Annotated in this window: 16 protein-coding genes and 1 pseudogene; 10 read left to right on the top strand and 7 right to left on the bottom strand. The window is 47.2% G+C overall.

The features are described 5' to 3' along the window. Window positions 1–196: 196 nt before the first annotated feature. Together ACZBKJ_RS03495 and ACZBKJ_RS03490 are read right to left on the bottom strand one after the other, a co-directional pair. Window positions 197–667, bottom strand: a complete 471-nt coding sequence (locus ACZBKJ_RS03495) for a hypothetical protein (protein ID WP_463199538.1) — start codon at window positions 665–667, stop codon at window positions 197–199. A 186-nt stretch (window positions 668–853) separates the two neighbouring features. Continuing rightward, the gene (locus ACZBKJ_RS03490; protein WP_463199589.1) at window positions 854–991 is read right to left on the bottom strand and encodes a hypothetical protein; all 138 of its coding nucleotides are present in this window, start codon (window positions 989–991) and stop codon (window positions 854–856) included. Between ACZBKJ_RS03490 and ACZBKJ_RS03485 the strand changes: the two genes are divergently transcribed. The 4 genes and pseudogenes from ACZBKJ_RS03485 to ACZBKJ_RS03470 all read left to right on the top strand — a co-directional run bounded on the left by ACZBKJ_RS03485 (window position 926) and on the right by ACZBKJ_RS03470 (window position 3,074). Then, a complete protein-coding gene (locus tag ACZBKJ_RS03485; RefSeq protein WP_463199594.1) occupies window positions 926–1,087 on the top strand; it encodes a hypothetical protein in 162 nt (53 codons plus the stop codon). The two genes, ACZBKJ_RS03490 and ACZBKJ_RS03485, sit on opposite strands and share 66 nt — an antisense overlap. Before the next feature lie 302 nt (window positions 1,088–1,389). Beyond that, window positions 1,390–1,616: pseudogene (locus tag ACZBKJ_RS03480) on the top strand (co-chaperone GroES). Between the two features lie 50 nt (window positions 1,617–1,666). Next, window positions 1,667–2,299 (top strand): glutathione S-transferase family protein, encoded by a 633-nt coding sequence (locus ACZBKJ_RS03475; RefSeq protein ID WP_463199537.1) that lies wholly within the window; start codon window positions 1,667–1,669, stop codon window positions 2,297–2,299. Window positions 2,300–2,336: 37 nt separating this feature from the next. After that, the gene (locus tag ACZBKJ_RS03470; protein WP_463199536.1) at window positions 2,337–3,074 is read left to right on the top strand and encodes an aspartate/glutamate racemase family protein; all 738 of its coding nucleotides are present in this window, start codon (window positions 2,337–2,339) and stop codon (window positions 3,072–3,074) included. 119 nt (window positions 3,075–3,193) lie between these two features. On the opposite strand, the gene tehA is transcribed toward ACZBKJ_RS03470, so the two are convergent. After that, entirely contained in the window at window positions 3,194–4,135 is a 942-nt protein-coding gene (gene tehA / locus ACZBKJ_RS03465; protein ID WP_463199535.1) for a dicarboxylate transporter/tellurite-resistance protein TehA, read from the bottom strand. A 283-nt stretch (window positions 4,136–4,418) separates the two neighbouring features. Between tehA and ACZBKJ_RS03460 the strand changes: the two genes are divergently transcribed. The 3 genes from ACZBKJ_RS03460 (at window position 4,419) to ACZBKJ_RS03450 (ending at window position 11,441) form a co-directional block, all read left to right on the top strand. After that, a complete protein-coding gene (locus ACZBKJ_RS03460; protein WP_463199534.1) occupies window positions 4,419–7,031 on the top strand; it encodes a type I restriction-modification system subunit M in 2,613 nt (870 codons plus the stop codon). 86 nt (window positions 7,032–7,117) lie between these two features. Continuing rightward, entirely contained in the window at window positions 7,118–8,251 is a 1,134-nt protein-coding gene (locus ACZBKJ_RS03455; RefSeq protein WP_463199533.1) for a restriction endonuclease subunit S, read from the top strand. Between the two features lie 67 nt (window positions 8,252–8,318). Next, window positions 8,319–11,441, top strand: coding sequence for a type I restriction endonuclease subunit R (locus ACZBKJ_RS03450; protein ID WP_463199532.1), 3,123 nt, complete (start codon window positions 8,319–8,321; stop codon window positions 11,439–11,441). A 112-nt stretch (window positions 11,442–11,553) separates the two neighbouring features. On the opposite strand, the gene ACZBKJ_RS03445 is transcribed toward ACZBKJ_RS03450, so the two are convergent. The 3 genes from ACZBKJ_RS03445 to ACZBKJ_RS03435 all read right to left on the bottom strand — a co-directional run bounded on the left by ACZBKJ_RS03445 (window position 11,554) and on the right by ACZBKJ_RS03435 (window position 13,611). Beyond that, complete coding sequence (locus ACZBKJ_RS03445; RefSeq protein ID WP_463199531.1) at window positions 11,554–12,546, bottom strand: carboxylesterase family protein; 993 nt, start codon at window positions 12,544–12,546, stop codon at window positions 11,554–11,556. Window positions 12,547–12,578: 32 nt separating this feature from the next. Further along, entirely contained in the window at window positions 12,579–13,025 is a 447-nt protein-coding gene (locus tag ACZBKJ_RS03440; RefSeq protein WP_463199530.1) for a tetratricopeptide repeat protein, read from the bottom strand. A 136-nt stretch (window positions 13,026–13,161) separates the two neighbouring features. Further along, window positions 13,162–13,611, bottom strand: coding sequence for a MarR family winged helix-turn-helix transcriptional regulator (locus ACZBKJ_RS03435; protein WP_463199529.1), 450 nt, complete (start codon window positions 13,609–13,611; stop codon window positions 13,162–13,164). Between the two features lie 145 nt (window positions 13,612–13,756). On the opposite strand from ACZBKJ_RS03435, the gene ACZBKJ_RS03430 reads away from it, so the two are divergent. Then, window positions 13,757–14,065 carry a hypothetical protein gene (locus ACZBKJ_RS03430; protein ID WP_463199528.1) on the top strand — a complete coding sequence of 103 codons (309 nt, stop codon included), beginning with the start codon at window positions 13,757–13,759 and terminating at the stop codon, window positions 14,063–14,065. Then, window positions 14,041–14,226: a hypothetical protein gene (locus ACZBKJ_RS03425; RefSeq protein WP_463199527.1), complete on the top strand. Its 186-nt coding sequence runs from the start codon at window positions 14,041–14,043 to the stop codon at window positions 14,224–14,226. The genes ACZBKJ_RS03430 and ACZBKJ_RS03425 overlap by 25 nt, the downstream gene beginning before the upstream one ends. Window positions 14,227–14,307: 81 nt before the next feature. On the opposite strand, the gene ACZBKJ_RS03420 is transcribed toward ACZBKJ_RS03425, so the two are convergent. Then, window positions 14,308–14,463 carry a hypothetical protein gene (locus ACZBKJ_RS03420; protein ID WP_463199526.1) on the bottom strand — a complete coding sequence of 52 codons (156 nt, stop codon included), beginning with the start codon at window positions 14,461–14,463 and terminating at the stop codon, window positions 14,308–14,310. On the opposite strand from ACZBKJ_RS03420, the gene ACZBKJ_RS03415 reads away from it, so the two are divergent. Continuing rightward, window positions 14,452–14,718 carry an ABC transporter C-terminal domain-containing protein gene (locus ACZBKJ_RS03415; RefSeq protein ID WP_463199525.1) on the top strand — a complete coding sequence of 89 codons (267 nt, stop codon included), beginning with the start codon at window positions 14,452–14,454 and terminating at the stop codon, window positions 14,716–14,718. The genes ACZBKJ_RS03420 and ACZBKJ_RS03415 overlap by 12 nt on opposite strands. Window positions 14,719–14,890 lie beyond the last annotated feature (172 nt).

The raw sequence follows: 14,890 nt of genomic DNA, 5'->3' as shown, positions 1-14,890 counted from the left end.
TGGCCCCTGCAAATCAAAAGCTAACCATGTACCAGAAATAACCCACATAACAGGACCAAGCGTTTGTAACCATGGATTACGCTTTAGCAATTCTTGAACTATTTTTTTGCTGCTTCTCGACCAATCATTGATGAAATAACTGTAATAAGAATAGATTGAAGAATAGAGAAAGTAACTTTTGGTCCTAAAATTTGCGTCAATATAGGTAATATAGTGACTGTCCCATTTTTTTCATAAATTCAATAATAGCTTTATTGTCTGTATCTCCTACACCAATTTTTTTGAAGTATCCATATAACTCTTCAGGTGTTTTGCTTAAAAGCTCTCTTTCGACAACACTTTTAGCTATTGTTTCTAATGATTTTTCTACCGAGCTACCAACTTTAATTTTAACCTTTAATTTATCAGCCACATCTAAAATTATCTCTTCTGCTGATACAGCTCCATTATCTGAGAAAATAGAACGTAAGAGATACATGATATCAGAAGATCCATAATATCTTATTTGTTTGTCTATTAAATCAATCAATTCTTCTCTATCTTGCATTGTTTTCATTTCTAATAATGACTTTCGTTTTTCATCATTAGTAAATGAAATATAACTATCTAGAACCTCTGATAAATATTCAAAATCAGACCTTGTGCATTTTTGTAAAATTGTTTTCATGAATCAAAAACCTGTAATTCTAAAATATAAAGTGAAATTTATTCAAAACATTCTAACAAAATTATTCACTCCAAACAACAACCCTTCCTTAATCTTAGAATCCTACCCCTTAACAAAGCCACCTCTTCAAACTGCAAATCCCTAGCCGCCTACTGCATGGCTTTTTCGAGTTTGGCGATTTCTTAATCACGTCTTCTTCGTGGTACACGCCGTCTTGATATCTTTGATTTGTTTTTTAATCTGCTGCAGTACGATGCCGTGCTCTTCATTGAATTTCATCTGTTTTTCACAGCGATGTTTGGTTTCATTGATGGCGGCTTTCATGGAGTTGGTGATTTTGTCAGCGTACAGGATGGCAACACCATTGATATTGTGCGTGGTGCAGCAGGCAAGGTATTGATACTTAGCATCCTGAAATGACAAGGGTGGGTCTATACAGCTGTCGTGGATTGAGAAAACGCACTAAGGAATTTTGGATTGTATAGGTTGCTTTACCTATTCAATAAAAGTAGTCTACAATTCAAAATTTCTTTTTATTTTAGATATCTATCTTCCAATAACAAAAAATGCGCTACCTGTCTTGAACTGTGCGCAGACCATCCTTATCTAGTAGCCATACAGTGTGTTACTATACTTTTTTGTTAATTTTATTTTTGAGACATTCTATAAGATATGTTTATTATACAATCGTGTAGTATCGAAGGTCTGGAAACTGAAGAAAAATCCCATCTGGTATCATCCTTGCACCTTCCGCCACCGAAAAACCCGACATGGGCGAAGTCATTGCCGTGGTGCGGGCAAAATCGGCAAAGACGGTAGCCGCCGCGCTTTGGACGTGAAAGTGGGCGACAAAGTGATTTTCGGCAAATACAGCGGCCAAACTGTGAAAGCCGACGGCGTGGAACTGCTGGTGATGCGCGAAGAAGACATCTTCGGCATCGTGGAATAAGTTCAGGCAACCTGCACATCTGTTTCGCAATTTAATCAGGAGTTTATGAAATGAAAAAAATCACACTTTATACCAACCCCAATTCGCGCGGCCGGATTATCCGCTGGCTGCTGGAAGAATGCGGTGCGGATTATGAAGTTGTCCCCGTGCCTTACGGCGAAAACGGCACCAAATCCGCCGACTTTCTCGCCGTCAATCCCATGGGTAAACTGCCTGCGGTGAAATATGGCGACGCGGTGATCACCGAAACCGCCGCGCTGGTGGTTTTTCTGGCGGAACTCTTCCCAGAGAAAAACCTGATTCCCGCCGTCGGCACCGCAGAACGCGGCGAGTTTTACCGTTGGCTGATGTTCGCCATGCACGCCGAATACGCCTTTATGGACAAATGGCACGGCATTCCCGAAACACTGGAACGCAAACGCAGCATCGGCTACGGCAGTTTTGACGAAGTCGTCGCCACGCTGACCGCATTCCTGCGCGGCAAAGAATACGCGCTGGGCAACCATTTCACCGCACTGGACGTGTATTTGAGCGGCCTGATTGCATGGGGCATTATGCGGGCGCAGGTGCTGGATATGGACAGCGAATTGGGCGCGTTTATGAAATGCAACGCGGCACGTCCTGCCTTTGCCAAATCGCAGGCATTGGATGTGGAACTCGCGAAACAGATGGGCTTGGAATAAAAGCAGCCTGCACCCGCCCACATCCAAAGGACCCCCCATGAACACACTCGGCATCATTGGTGGCATGTCGCCCGAAAGCACCGCCGCCTATTACCTGCACATCAACCGCCGCGTCAACCAAATCAAAGGCGGCAATCACAGCGCGCCCCTGCTGCTGCACAGCGTCGAATTCCAGCACATTGCCAACTGCCAAAAAAGCGGCGATTGGCAGCAGGCCGGCGACCTCCTCGCCCAATCCGCCCGCACCCTGCAAAACGCCGGTGCGCAAGGCATCCTGCTGGCCACCAACACCATGCACAAAGTCGCCGCCCCCATTGCCGCCGCCGTCAGCGTTCCCTTCCTGCACATTCTCGACGCCGTCGCCCAAGCCGCGCGGGTGCAGGGCAGCACCACCGTCGGGCTGCTCGGCACGCGCTTCACCATGCAGGACGGCTTCTACACCGACGGGCTGGCCGAACGCGGCATCCGCACCCTCGTCCCCGACGAAGCCGAACAGGCCGAAATCCACCGCATCATTTTTGACGAACTGTGCACCGGCCAAATCCGCGAAGACAGCAAACGCCGCTACCTGAACGCCATCGCCGCCTTGGCCGAACGCGGCGCACAAGCCGTCATCCTCGGCTGCACCGAAATCGGCCTGCTCGTGCAACAGGGCGACACCCCTGTCCCCCTGCTCGACAGCACCGAAATCCACGTGCAGAAGGCGGTGGAATTTATCGTGCGGCAGCCTGAAACGCCAAAAGCAGCCTGCACCTTGATCAAAAGTGCGGGCTGATTTTAAGTTTCAGCCTGAGACCATTCAGTAGAATCCAAAGAACTCTAGATGTTGCGACCGTATTTTCAGACGACCTGAGACCATGTCCGTTTTATCACGCCTTTAAGCCGCACGATTTTTCATTTCACCAACAACCGTCCCTGTCTCGCTAAATTCAAAGTTGCCAGCAACAGTAACATCACCAAGCCGGAGCCTGCGGTGGCGAGGAAATAGCCTAAAAACAGTAAACGTTGTTCGGCGATCAAATGGAAGCCGCAGCCCGTCATTGCAGCCAAACCGAACGAGAAACCCCAAAAGCTGGGGCTGAATCCTTGCTCCAGCATCCAAGGCAGAAGGCGCAGCAGTAGCAGGAATTGCAGGCAGCCGTAGCCGATTAAAAGCAGCGAGAAGGTATCGATGTGTCCGCCTGATGCAGCGAAATAGGCACCGCAGCCGACAAAAGCGGGCGCAAGCTGAATGCCGACAATACCGCGTACAGGGGCGTTGACGGGTGTGCCGGTGCGCAAACGGCTTAATATGGCGGCTTCCAAGCTAAGCCATGAGAACAGACCCGCGCCCAAAAACAGCCAGGCGTAATCCGACCAACCCAATACCGCCATTGCGGTCGCGCTGACAAAATTGGTGGCAACGGTGGGCAGGTAAACAATCGGCGTGGTGGCATCAAGGGTATGGACGCCGCGCCACAAGCCGCCTGCGCGGTACATGGCAAATGCCAACTGTCCCGCCGTTCCCAGAAAAATCAACCCTTTTGCCAGTAGCGTTTGGTAGGGTAAGGCTGCCAAACCTGCCAGCATCGTGGTAATCGGAATCGCGCTGATGAAACAGCATTGCACCAAATCCTGCAAATCCTGCAAAAATTCGGGGCGGAAAAAACGGATTTTGATGATGTAGGCAATGACCAGCAGCAGCCAAAGCACAAAGGCGGCGGCTAACAGCGTTTCCGCAACCCAATTTGGCAAAAGCCCGATATGCGCGCCGTAACGCCAAGACAAACCGAGCGCGAAAAGTCCCAACGGCATACTGAAATAGCTGAGGGGAACGGGAAATTTTTTGGTACTCATATTGTGAAGTGTGTGTTAAGGAAAAGCCTATAGTATAGCGGATTGGAATCTGTAAACGTAGATTCCGGCAGGGGCCAATAAAACTGTCAAGTGATTAAGAATGTTGGGTTTGGTCAGTCTAGCTTGCCTATTGAGGCCGTCTGAAAAGTGTAAGGCTGCTTTTGGGATTTCAGACGACCTCTTTACAATAAAATTATGAAAATACGCTATTTATAGTTTATTATAACCAAGGTTATACTTGGCAATTATGAATACCGCAATATAGAACCAAAGAGAGATAAAAATGAACAAACAACAACTTGCTGCCAAAATCTGGCAGTCGGCAAATAAAATGCGTTCCAAAATCGAAGCGAACGAATACAAAGATTACATTTTAGGCTTTATCTTCTACAAATTTTTGTCCGACAAACTGGAGAAATTTGTCCTTGAACAAGGGTTAGAAAAATCAGATTTTGCCGAGCAGCTTACCGAAACGGGTGAGTTGATTGATTATATTAAAGAAAATCTCGGCTATTTCATCAGCTACGAACATCTGTTTTCAACTTGGTTAGCCCAAGGCTCGGATTTCAATATTGCCCATGTTCGCACGGCAATGAGCGCTTTCAGTCGCAATATTGCTGACAATTACACCGCTGTTTTTGACGGTATTTTTAAAACCCTAGAATCGGGCTTGAGCAAATTGGGCGATACCGCCGCCAGCCAAACCAATGCGGTGAAAGACCTTTTCGTGCTGATTGCCGATATTCCGATGGACGGCAAACAAGGCTATGACGTATTGGGCTTTATTTACGAGTATCTCATCGGTATGTTTGCCGCTAATGCAGGCAAAAAAGCGGGCGAATTCTATACGCCGCACGAAGTCTCGTTGCTGATGTCTGAAATCATTGCCGATCATCTGAAAGACCGTGAAGAAATCAGCATTTACGACCCGACCAGCGGTTCGGGTTCATTGCTGATTAACATCGGCCATAGCGTTGCCAAACATCTCAAAAGCGCCGACAGCATCAAATATTACGCGCAGGAATTAAAAGAAAACACCTTCAACCTCACGCGCATGAATCTGGTGATGCGCGGCATTTTGCCGAGCAATATTTTCACCCGCAATGCCGACACTTTGGAAGACGATTGGCCGCTGGAAGGCGAGCCGCTTTATCTGGATGCCGTGGTGTCCAATCCGCCTTATTCCCAGCCGTGGAATCCAAAAGACAAAGAAAATGACGTACGCTACAAACGCTTTGGCATCGCCCCGCAAGCAAAAGCCGATTTTGCCTTTTTATTACACGACCTATTCCACTTAAAACCCAACGGTATCATGACCATCGTCTTGCCGCATGGCGTGCTTTTTAGGGGAGGTGAAGAAGAGAAAATCCGTAAAAATCTGATTGAATACAATCATATCGATGCCATTATCGGGCTACCTGCCAATATCTTTTTCGGCACCGGCATTCCCACCATCATCATCGTTTTACGCCAAGAGCGCGAACGTAACGACGTGTTGATGATTGATGCCTCCAAACATTTCATCAAAGTAGGCAAAAACAACCATTTGCAGGCAAGCGATATCAAGCGCATTGTCGATTGCGTGACCCATCGCCGGGAATTGCCTAAATTCTCCCGCATTGTGCCGAAAGCCGAAATCGTGGCAAACGGCTACAACCTCAACATTCCGCGTTATGTCGATTCTGCCGAGCCGGTGGAGCAATGGGATATTTTCGCCACCATGCACGGCGGCATTCCCAAAGCCGAGCTGGCACAGTTTGCAGACTATTGGGCAGCCTTTAACGGCTTGCAGGCTGCTTTGTTTACCGATAACGGAACCCCTTATGTGCAGCCGAAAACCGACAATCTCAAAGCTGCCATGCAAAGCCACGCCGGCGTGCTGAATTACCAAACACAATTTGCAGAAAACTTTGCCGATTTCACCGCTTGCTTGGAAACCCTGCTGATTGAGCCGATGGAAACGCTCAACATCTCCCAAACCCAGCAGCAGCTTGCCGAACTCATCCGCCAAAAAGTGCAGGCAATGCCCTTATTGGATTTTTATACCGCCTATCAAAAACTCGATGACCTATGGCGTGCCGATGCGGCAGGCATTGCCGCCGATTTGGAGATGATTCAAACCGAAGGCAAACAGGCAATTAAGCAGGTTGATCCTTTTATGGTGCTGAAAAAAGACAGCAAAACCAAAAAAGAAGCCGAAGTACAAGACGGCTGGGTGGGGCATATTCTGCCGTTTGAATTGGTGCAAACAGTCAAATTGCCGCAGAAATTGGCAGACCTGAAAGCCAAAGAAAGCCGCTTGGCAGAAATCGCCGCCGAAATGCAAAGCATTTTGGAAAACCTGAGCGAAGAAGAAAAAGCCTGCCCTGCCGTCAATGAAGAAGGCGACGGCTTTATCAATGCCGAAATTCCCAAAGCCTTGCAACAGGAATTGGAAGCCGACGGCGTAGCGATTGCCAAAAAAGCCGACTTAAGCAAAGCCATCGACAAACACATTTTTGCCGAAGAAAGCCTGGGCGCAAAATTGCAGGCTGCCTATAAGCTGCTTGCCGAAGAAAAAACGCTCAAGGCGGAACTCAAAACCCTATCCGCCGAGCTTCACAGCAAAACCAAAGCCGCCATTGAATCCCTGAATGATGCCGAGGCTCTCGATTTGCTCCGCCAAAAATGGTTTGTTCCGCTCAATGCGGCGATGTGCAGGCTACCTGAAAACATGCTGGCGCAATTCAGCCAAAAACTGACCGCACTTTGCGACAAATATGCCGACACCTATCAGCATATCAGCGAGCGTAAACAAGAAAGCGCCGCCGCACTGGCACAAATGATGGACGAACTCACCGGCAGCGAGTTTGACTTGCAGGGCATTGCCGCATGGCAAGCGATTTTGAAAGGCTAAGGGGGCAAAATGAATAAGCAACAAGAGCCACGTTTGCGGTTTAAAGTGTTTTCAGGGGCGTGGGAAGAGAAAAAATCGGCGAGATATTGAGTGAAGTACGCCGTTCTATTTATTTAGAAGATAGCGAAAAATACCAGCTTGTTACCGTAAAACGCCGCAACGAAGGTGTCGTTTCTCGTGGATATTTATTTGGGAAAGATATTTTAGTTAAAAATTATAGCCAATTAAAAACGAACGATTATTTAATTTCCAAGCGTCAGATTATTCATGGTGCCAATGGCATTATTCCTTCTGAGTTAGATAATGCAATTGTATCGAATGAATATTTGGTTGTTGTCAGTAATAACGATGTAAGAACAGAATTTCTTACGCTTGTTTCTCGAACGCCAAGTATGTACCGCAAGTTTTTATTAAGCTCTTACGGTGTAGATATTGAAAAAATGGTTTTCAATGTTGAAGACTGGAAAAGCAGGGAAATCACTTTACCTTCCCTCCCTGAACAAACCCACCTCGGTTTGTTTTTCCGTCGTTTAGACAGCCAAATCACCGAGAGCCGTGCGGTGTTGGAAAAAAGCCGTCAGCTTAAAAAGGCAATGCTGGCAAAAATGTTCCCCGCAAACGGTGAAAAAATACCGAAAATCCGCTTTAAAGGGTTTGAGGGGGAGTGGGAATCTAGGAAGTTGGGTGAGGTGGTAGAAATTGTAGGGGGATATGCTTTTAAAAGTGCAGAATTTGGTTCTGGAAATATGGCCATAATTCGTATTTCAAATATATTACCTAATGGCTCAATCGGCGGTGATTTTGTTTATTTTGGTGAAGATGAGAATCTAGAAAAATTTAAAGCAAACAAAAATGATTATTTAATTGCGATGTCAGGAGCAACAACTGGAAAAATTGGACAAGTTCGTCATGAAGCATATATCAATCAACGTGTTGGGTTATTTCGTCAAAATGAAAATTCAAATAACGATTTTATTGGCTCATTGTTGCAAAAAGAAGAATTTTTGACTTATTTGATGGAGAATTGGGGAGCTGGTGCTCAGCCTAATATTAGCATAAAACAGATGGAAAATTACAATACTTACTTCCCAAACCTTAAAGAACAAACCGCCATCGGTAATTTCTTCCGCCAATTAGACGAAACCATTGCCTTACAGTCGGCAGAAGTCGAAAAATTAAACCAACTCAAAAAAGGGCTATTGGCGGCAATGTTGGTATAGGGCAGTGTTCCTGCCCATGATTGAGGCCGTCTGAAAAATTGTAGTAGCGCCCTTACGGAGAAAAAGAATGTTTAATAAAGAAGCTGATTTTGAAAACGCACTGATTGCCCTGCTGGCCACCAAAAGCTGGGAAAAGGAAGTGTTGCGCTATCCTACCGAAGAAGACTTGATTGCCAACTGGCAGGCGCATTTGAATAAAACCAACCAACATATCGACAAGCTCGATGTGCCGTTGCTTCGCTCGGAAATGAACCAGATTTTGGAGCAGGTGCAGGCATTGAAAACGCCTTATGCGCTAAACGGTTTTATCAACGGCAAAACAGTGGCAATCAAGCGTGAACATAAGGCAAGCCGTCATTTCGGCAAAGAAGTGTCGCTGGATATTTTCGACCGTGAGGAAATTTCTGCCGGCAAAAGCCGCTATCAAATTGCCCAGCAGCCCCAATTTACTCCTCGTTCGGATTTATACCCTAAGCAGCGTGGCGATTTGATGTTGTTAATTAATGGGATGCCGATGTTCCATATTGAGTTGAAACGCTCAGGAGAGGGCAACATCAGTCAAGCGACCTATCAAATTGAGCGATACCATGAGACAGGCGCGTTTTCGGGTATTTTTAGCCTGGTGCAGGTGTTTGTGGCGATGACGCCGGAAGAATGCCGCTATTTTGCCAATACCAGCGGTCCATTAAATCCGGCGTTTTATTTCCGTTGGGCGGATTTCAATAATGTGTATATGAACGATTGGGATAAGGTGGCAACGCATTTCCTCTCGATTCCGATGGCGCACCAATTTATCGGCGATTACACCATTGCCGATGCGAAAGACGAGCAGCTGAAAGTATTACGCAGCTATCAGTATTATGCGGTCAACAAAATTGCCGACACGGTGGCAAAAACAGATTGGACTTCGGGCAATCAGCGCGGCGGCTATATTTGGCATACCACAGGCTCGGGCAAAACGATGTCGAGTTTTAAATCGGCGCAGTTAATCAGCCGCCGCAAAGATGCGGATAAGGTGATTTTCTTGCTCGACCGTATTGAGCTGGGCAAGCAATCGTTGGAGGAATATCAGAATTTTGCCGATAGTAAAGATGATGTACAGGCAACGGAAAACACCGCCATTTTGCTCGCCAAGCTGAAAAGCAAACAAGACCGCGACCGCTTAATCGTTACTTCCATTCAAAAAATGAGTAATATCAAGGCAGAAGAAGGGGTAAATGAGGCTGATATCGAGCAAATCAGTGGCAAACGGCTGGTGTTTATCATTGATGAAGCCCACCGCACCACTTTTGGCGATATGTTGCTCACCATTAAGCACACCTTCCCCAATGCGCTTTTCTTCGGCTTTACCGGCACGCCGATTGAAGAAGAAAACGCTAAGAAAAATTCAACCACTGCCACGGTTTTCGGTAATGAATTGCACCGATATTCGATTGCAGACGGCATTCGCGATGAAAATGTGTTGGGCTTTCACCCCTTCCATATCCGCACCTTTAAAGACAGCGATTTACGCAGATCTGTCGCTTTGCAAGAAGCTAAAGCAGCAGATGAAAGCGAAGTATTTGCCGATGACCAAAAGAAAAAAATCTACAATCAATTTATGAATGATGTGCCGATGGCGGGAGAATATACTTCAGACGGCAAATATCAAAAAGGCATTGAAGATTATATACCCAATGTGCAATATCAAACGCCGGAACATGTGAATGCGGTGATCGACGACATGCTGGATAATTGGCGACGCCTCAGTCAAGGCAAAAAATATCATGCCATTTTTGCCACCAGCTCTATTCCCGAAGCGGTCAATTATTATCGCTTAATTAAAGCCAGAATTGCTGAGAAAATCAGAATTGCTGAGGAAGTCGGAAATTCTGAGGAAGCTAAAAAATCCTTGCCGAAACTGACCACCCTTTTCGATCCAAATATTCTTAACGATGGGCAAGGCAACGACAAGGAAATATGGATTGCCGAAATTTTGAAAGATTACAACGCCCAGTTCGGCACAAGCTTCGGCTATGCCACTTATTACCGATTTAAAACGGATTTGTCGGATAGGTTGTCGCATATCAATGCGTATAAGAGAATCAAGCACGACGAGCAGCTGGATTTGTTGATTGTGGTCGATCAGATGCTGACGGGCTTCGACAGCAAATGGCTCAATACGCTCTATTTAGACAAAATTTTGGATTACGCCAACTTGATTCAGGCGTTTTCCCGTACTAACCGCTTATGCGATAAAACCGATAAGCCTTTTGGATTAATCCGCTATTACCGCAAGCCGCATACGATGCAACGCAATATTGAGCGAGCCGTCAAACTTTATTCGGGCGACCGTCCTATGGGGCTGTTTGTCGATAATTTAGATAAGGTTATCGACAAAATGAATGTCTGCTTTGCCGATATTGCCGATATTTTCAAATGGGCAGGATTAGAAGATTTTTCAAAAAATCCTGATGATACAACCTCATGCGCAAAGTTTGTCAAACTATTCAATCAGATCAATGAGCACTTACAAGCTGCTCGGCTCTTGGGCTTTTCTTGGGAAAAATTAAGCTATGACGTGGTACAGGAAGACGACAGCGTGATCACTGCCACACTCAATTTCGATCAAGAAACCTACGATAAACTGCTGGCTCGTTATAAAGATTTGTTTAAAGAAAGTTCAGGCAATGGTGGCGGTAGCGATGATGTGCCGTTTGATTTGCGTTCGCACATCAACGAAATCGAAACCGATAAAATTGATCAAAATTATATGAATGCCCGCTTTGAAAAATGGCTTAAAACCATCGGCGGCGAGGAAAAAGCAGCAGCGCTTGAAGAATTGCATCATTCTTTTGCCACGCTTTCCAAGGAAGACCAAAAATTTGCCGAGCTGTTTTTACACGATGTGCAATCAGGTGATATTGAGCTTGACCCGAGTTTGGCATTGAGCGACTACATTACTGATTACAAACAAAAAGATGCCAACGATAAAGTAGAGAAAGTTATCCAAAATTTAAGCTTGGACGGCGATTTACTCCGCGCAATGCTGGCAAGGAAATACACCCGAGAGAATTTGGATTTGGGTAGGCTAAACAGCTTAAAAGCAACGGTCGACAGAGAAAAAGCAAAAGTTTATTTCAATGAAGAGCGCATGATTTTTTTGAATAAACGGATTGATGAGTTTTTGAGGGAATTTATTGCAGGTTAGATAGGATAAAAAGTGAGCCCAAAACCTGATTGATGGTTTGTGTTGTAAAAACAAAGGTCGTCTGAAATTGAATCTCAGACGACCTTTGCTTAAATAACGGTGATTAAATCCTTTACTTTCCGCGTCGCTGCTGCATCAGCCAATCGCGGGCGGGTTCGAGCAAATAGGCGTAATCAAACGAATACATATGCTCCGCGCCTTTGTGGGTGCTGTTTTCTGGAATCACCGTATTCGGCATGAAGCGGATGAAGTTGATGCGTTTGCCTTGGGCGAGCATTTGTTGGACTTTTGCGTCTTGTTCCGCCTGCGGCAATTTGGCGGAGAACTCGGTTTCGGCGTAGGCGACTTTGTTTTGTTGCAGCATTTCGCCGACTTGCGCCATACCTGCCGATGCCTTCGGGTCGGCGGCGGAAACGGTGTAGATGAATTTTGCCCGCGTTAGCGGTTTCAAGACGTTGATGTCCCATTGGCTGCCGACGAACATGGAAGCGGCGAAGAAGTTCGGCTCGATGCTGTTGAGATAGAAGGAAATCATGCCGCCCATGGATTGGCCTGTGGTGTAAACGCGGTCGGGGTCGATCGGTTTTTGGGTCATCAGGCTTTTGACGAGGCGCAGGGTCATGCCGACTTCGTCTGAGGTTTGCCATTGGTCGTTGACTGCCGTTTCGGTGTAGGACGGCACGAGGACGAACGCGGGGTGTTTCGCCTGCGCTTCGTCGGTCGCCCAAATAATGCCGCCGTAGCCCTGCATCAGCGGGGCTTTCACGCCTTTGCCTGCGGTGCTGGCATCAGCGATGAACATCACCAGCGGGTATTTGCGGCCGGGTTCGAGGTTTTTCGGCGTGTAGAGGTTGTACTGCATTTCTTTACCCGTTTGCGGGTCTTTGAAGGTCAGCACTTCAAAACGCGGGGCGATTTGCTCGCGCAGGGCGAGCAGGCGGCTATCGTAGGCTTTGTCCGCTCCGCCATACTGTTTGTCCCAAGCGGGATTTTGTGTGCTTTGGGCGGCGGGGCTGTTTTCAGCGGTGTTTTGCGTGGCGGTGCAGGCTGCCAGCAGCAGGCCGGCGGCGATGACGGTGGCGATGACGGTGGCGGTTTTTTTCATGAGATTACTCCTTAAAAGGTTGAGGGAAACAGTTAATTTGCTTTCACGCCCAAGCGGTTCAGCGCGTCAATGGCAGGCTGGGAAACATGGTCGCCACGTGCGGCGGATTTCTGATACCAGCGCACGGCCTGGGTCATGTCTTTTGCCGTGCCGATACCGTTTTCGTAGCAATAGCCCAGCCAGTATTGCCCCGTGATGTCGCCCGCTGCGGCAGCCTGCGTGAAGTAGACGAAAGCGGTTTGTGCATTTTTGGCGACGCCTTCGCCGTTCAGATACATCAAGCCCAGATAACGCGGCGCCTTCATATGCCCCGCCTGTTGCGCCTGCTCAAAGTAGGGTTTGGCGTGTTGGTAATCCTGTTTTTGATACAGGGCGATGCCTTCGTCCAGCAGGGCTTTCGCCTGCTCGTTATGATGCGGAACGGCAGAACAGGCGGCCAGAAGGGCGGTAGCGGCAAGCGCGGATAGTTTGGATTTCATGGGTGTTTCCTTAAAGTGAGTGGAATGGATATTCTAGGAATATCAATAGGTTACGGCAAGCGGCGGGGTGCAGGCTGCTTTCAGACGACCTCAAAAGCAGCCTGCATTTTAAAATTCCGAGTTGCGCCATCGGCCCTCACTTCGCGCCTGCAATCATCTCTTGCTGTCGCGCCACAATTTTTGCCGCCATTTCCAAAAACAACTTTTGTTCGTCTGCCGACAAATCCGACAAAGCCGTTTGGTTGATGCCTTTGGCAATTTCCGTAGACTGCTGTTGCAAGGCACGAGCTTGCTCCGTCACCATAATCAGGCGGCTGCGTGCATCGTCAGGATTCGGTTCGCGTGTAATCAGGCCGTCGCGCTCCATCCGCGCCAACGTGTTGGCAATCGTTGCCTGCTTCAAATCGGCGCGTTCCACCAATTCCTGCTGGCTCAAACCGTCTTTCTGCCACAGTTCCAGCAATATCGGAAATTGCGCGGGGGCGATGCCCAAAGGCTTTAAACCTTCGCCCAATAAAATGGCAAATTGGCGGGCAATGTGGTTCATCAGATAGCCCGCTGATTCAGTTTTGAAAACTTCGTCCACTTTGTTTCCTTTCAAATCAGATTGTTGCGGATTATATCACGAATATAGCTTGCTATTTTAATTAATAGCACGCTATACTTATTTCAACTCAATAGCTTGCTATCTAAATAATTTCAGACGACCTATTAAATATTCAAAGGAAACCATGATGAACCGCAATACTTTACGCAAAATCCACGCCGCCGCAGGAGCGGGCGCATTTTTATTCATCGCTTCGTTTTGGAGCAGCACCGTGTTCAGTGAACTCTTCGGCTCGCACGAAACCGTCGCCGCCGTGAAGCAAACCATTGTTTATGCGTTGTTCGGGTTGATTGCCTGCATGGCAACCGCAGGCGCAACGGACATGACAATGGGCGGTAAAAGCAAACACGCCGCGATTGCCGCCAAACGCCGCCGTATGCCCTTTATCGCCGCCAACGGAGTATTGATTTGCTGCCTTGCGCGTTTTTCTTAAACAGCCGCGCCGCCGCAGGACAGTTTGACAGCGTGTTTTACATCGTCCAAAGCATAGAACTGATCGCAGGCGCGGCGAATCTGACGCTGCTGGGCTTAAGCATGAAAGACGGTTTTTCTATCCGCAAGCCGAAACAGAAATCCACCTCACTTCATGTATAGGTAATGAGTGTTAGAATAGCGCGTTGAAATAAAAAGCAGCCTGCACCTTGTTTTTCAAAGTGCAGGCTGCTTTGTATTTGCCTATTTCCGCTTTTCCATCGCCATACGCGACATTTTTAACACGGTTTTGCGCAGCAGCAGCGGCATTACCCAATCTGATGCAAATATCAATTTGGCTTCGTTAAATGCGACGAAATCGCTGCGCTGGAAGCCGAACAGGCCGATTTGAACGCCCAACTTTCCGACCCCGAAATCTTCAAAGACTACGAAAAAGCCGGCAGCCTGCAAGCGCGCGCGGAGGAAATCGAAACGCTGCTGCTGGAGAAATTGGAACGGTGGGAGATGCTGGAAGGGAAGCAGAACGGGGGTGATTTTGAGGGTTCAGGTAGCCTGAGAGGGAGTTTGGGAGGCTACCTGAAAAATAGAAAGCAGCCTGCACTTCCGTCAACAAAATGCAGGCTGCTTTTTGATGATGGATTACCCATCTCTTAATTGTACGCCGGATAGTTCGTATAACGTGGGGTGCAAAAAAATTCAAGCAGTTCCTTTTGAACTCTCTTTCTTAATTTACAATTGGTTATCTGTATTTTCGTAACCTAGCATAACTGCTAATCTACGTCAACCCCTTAAATTAAATAATAAATCAATTGAGATATAGGTTTTC

The sequence above is a fragment of the Moraxella sp. I5G genome (assembly GCF_055193055.1).
This window is presented reverse-complemented; position numbering and strand designations above follow the sequence as displayed.

Excerpts from the sequence above, each read along its gene's own strand:
- ACZBKJ_RS03490 (WP_463199589.1), bottom strand. The coding sequence starts at position 991 with ATGAAAGCCGCCATCAATGAAACCAAACATCGCTGTGAAAAACAGATG.
- ACZBKJ_RS03440 (WP_463199530.1), bottom strand. The coding sequence starts at position 13,025 with ATGAAATCCAAACTATCCGCGCTTGCCGCTACCGCCCTTCTGGCCGCC.
- tehA (WP_463199535.1), bottom strand. The coding sequence starts at position 4,135 with ATGAGTACCAAAAAATTTCCCGTTCCCCTCAGCTATTTCAGTATGCCG.
- ACZBKJ_RS03475 (WP_463199537.1), top strand. The coding sequence starts at position 1,667 with ATGAAAAAAATCACACTTTATACCAACCCCAATTCGCGCGGCCGGATT.
- ACZBKJ_RS03430 (WP_463199528.1), top strand. The coding sequence starts at position 13,757 with ATGATGAACCGCAATACTTTACGCAAAATCCACGCCGCCGCAGGAGCG.
- ACZBKJ_RS03470 (WP_463199536.1), top strand. The coding sequence starts at position 2,337 with ATGAACACACTCGGCATCATTGGTGGCATGTCGCCCGAAAGCACCGCC.
- ACZBKJ_RS03445 (WP_463199531.1), bottom strand. The coding sequence starts at position 12,546 with ATGAAAAAAACCGCCACCGTCATCGCCACCGTCATCGCCGCCGGCCTG.
- ACZBKJ_RS03460 (WP_463199534.1), top strand. The coding sequence starts at position 4,419 with ATGAACAAACAACAACTTGCTGCCAAAATCTGGCAGTCGGCAAATAAA.
- ACZBKJ_RS03450 (WP_463199532.1), top strand. The coding sequence starts at position 8,319 with ATGTTTAATAAAGAAGCTGATTTTGAAAACGCACTGATTGCCCTGCTG.
- ACZBKJ_RS03495 (WP_463199538.1), bottom strand. The coding sequence starts at position 667 with ATGAAAACAATTTTACAAAAATGCACAAGGTCTGATTTTGAATATTTA.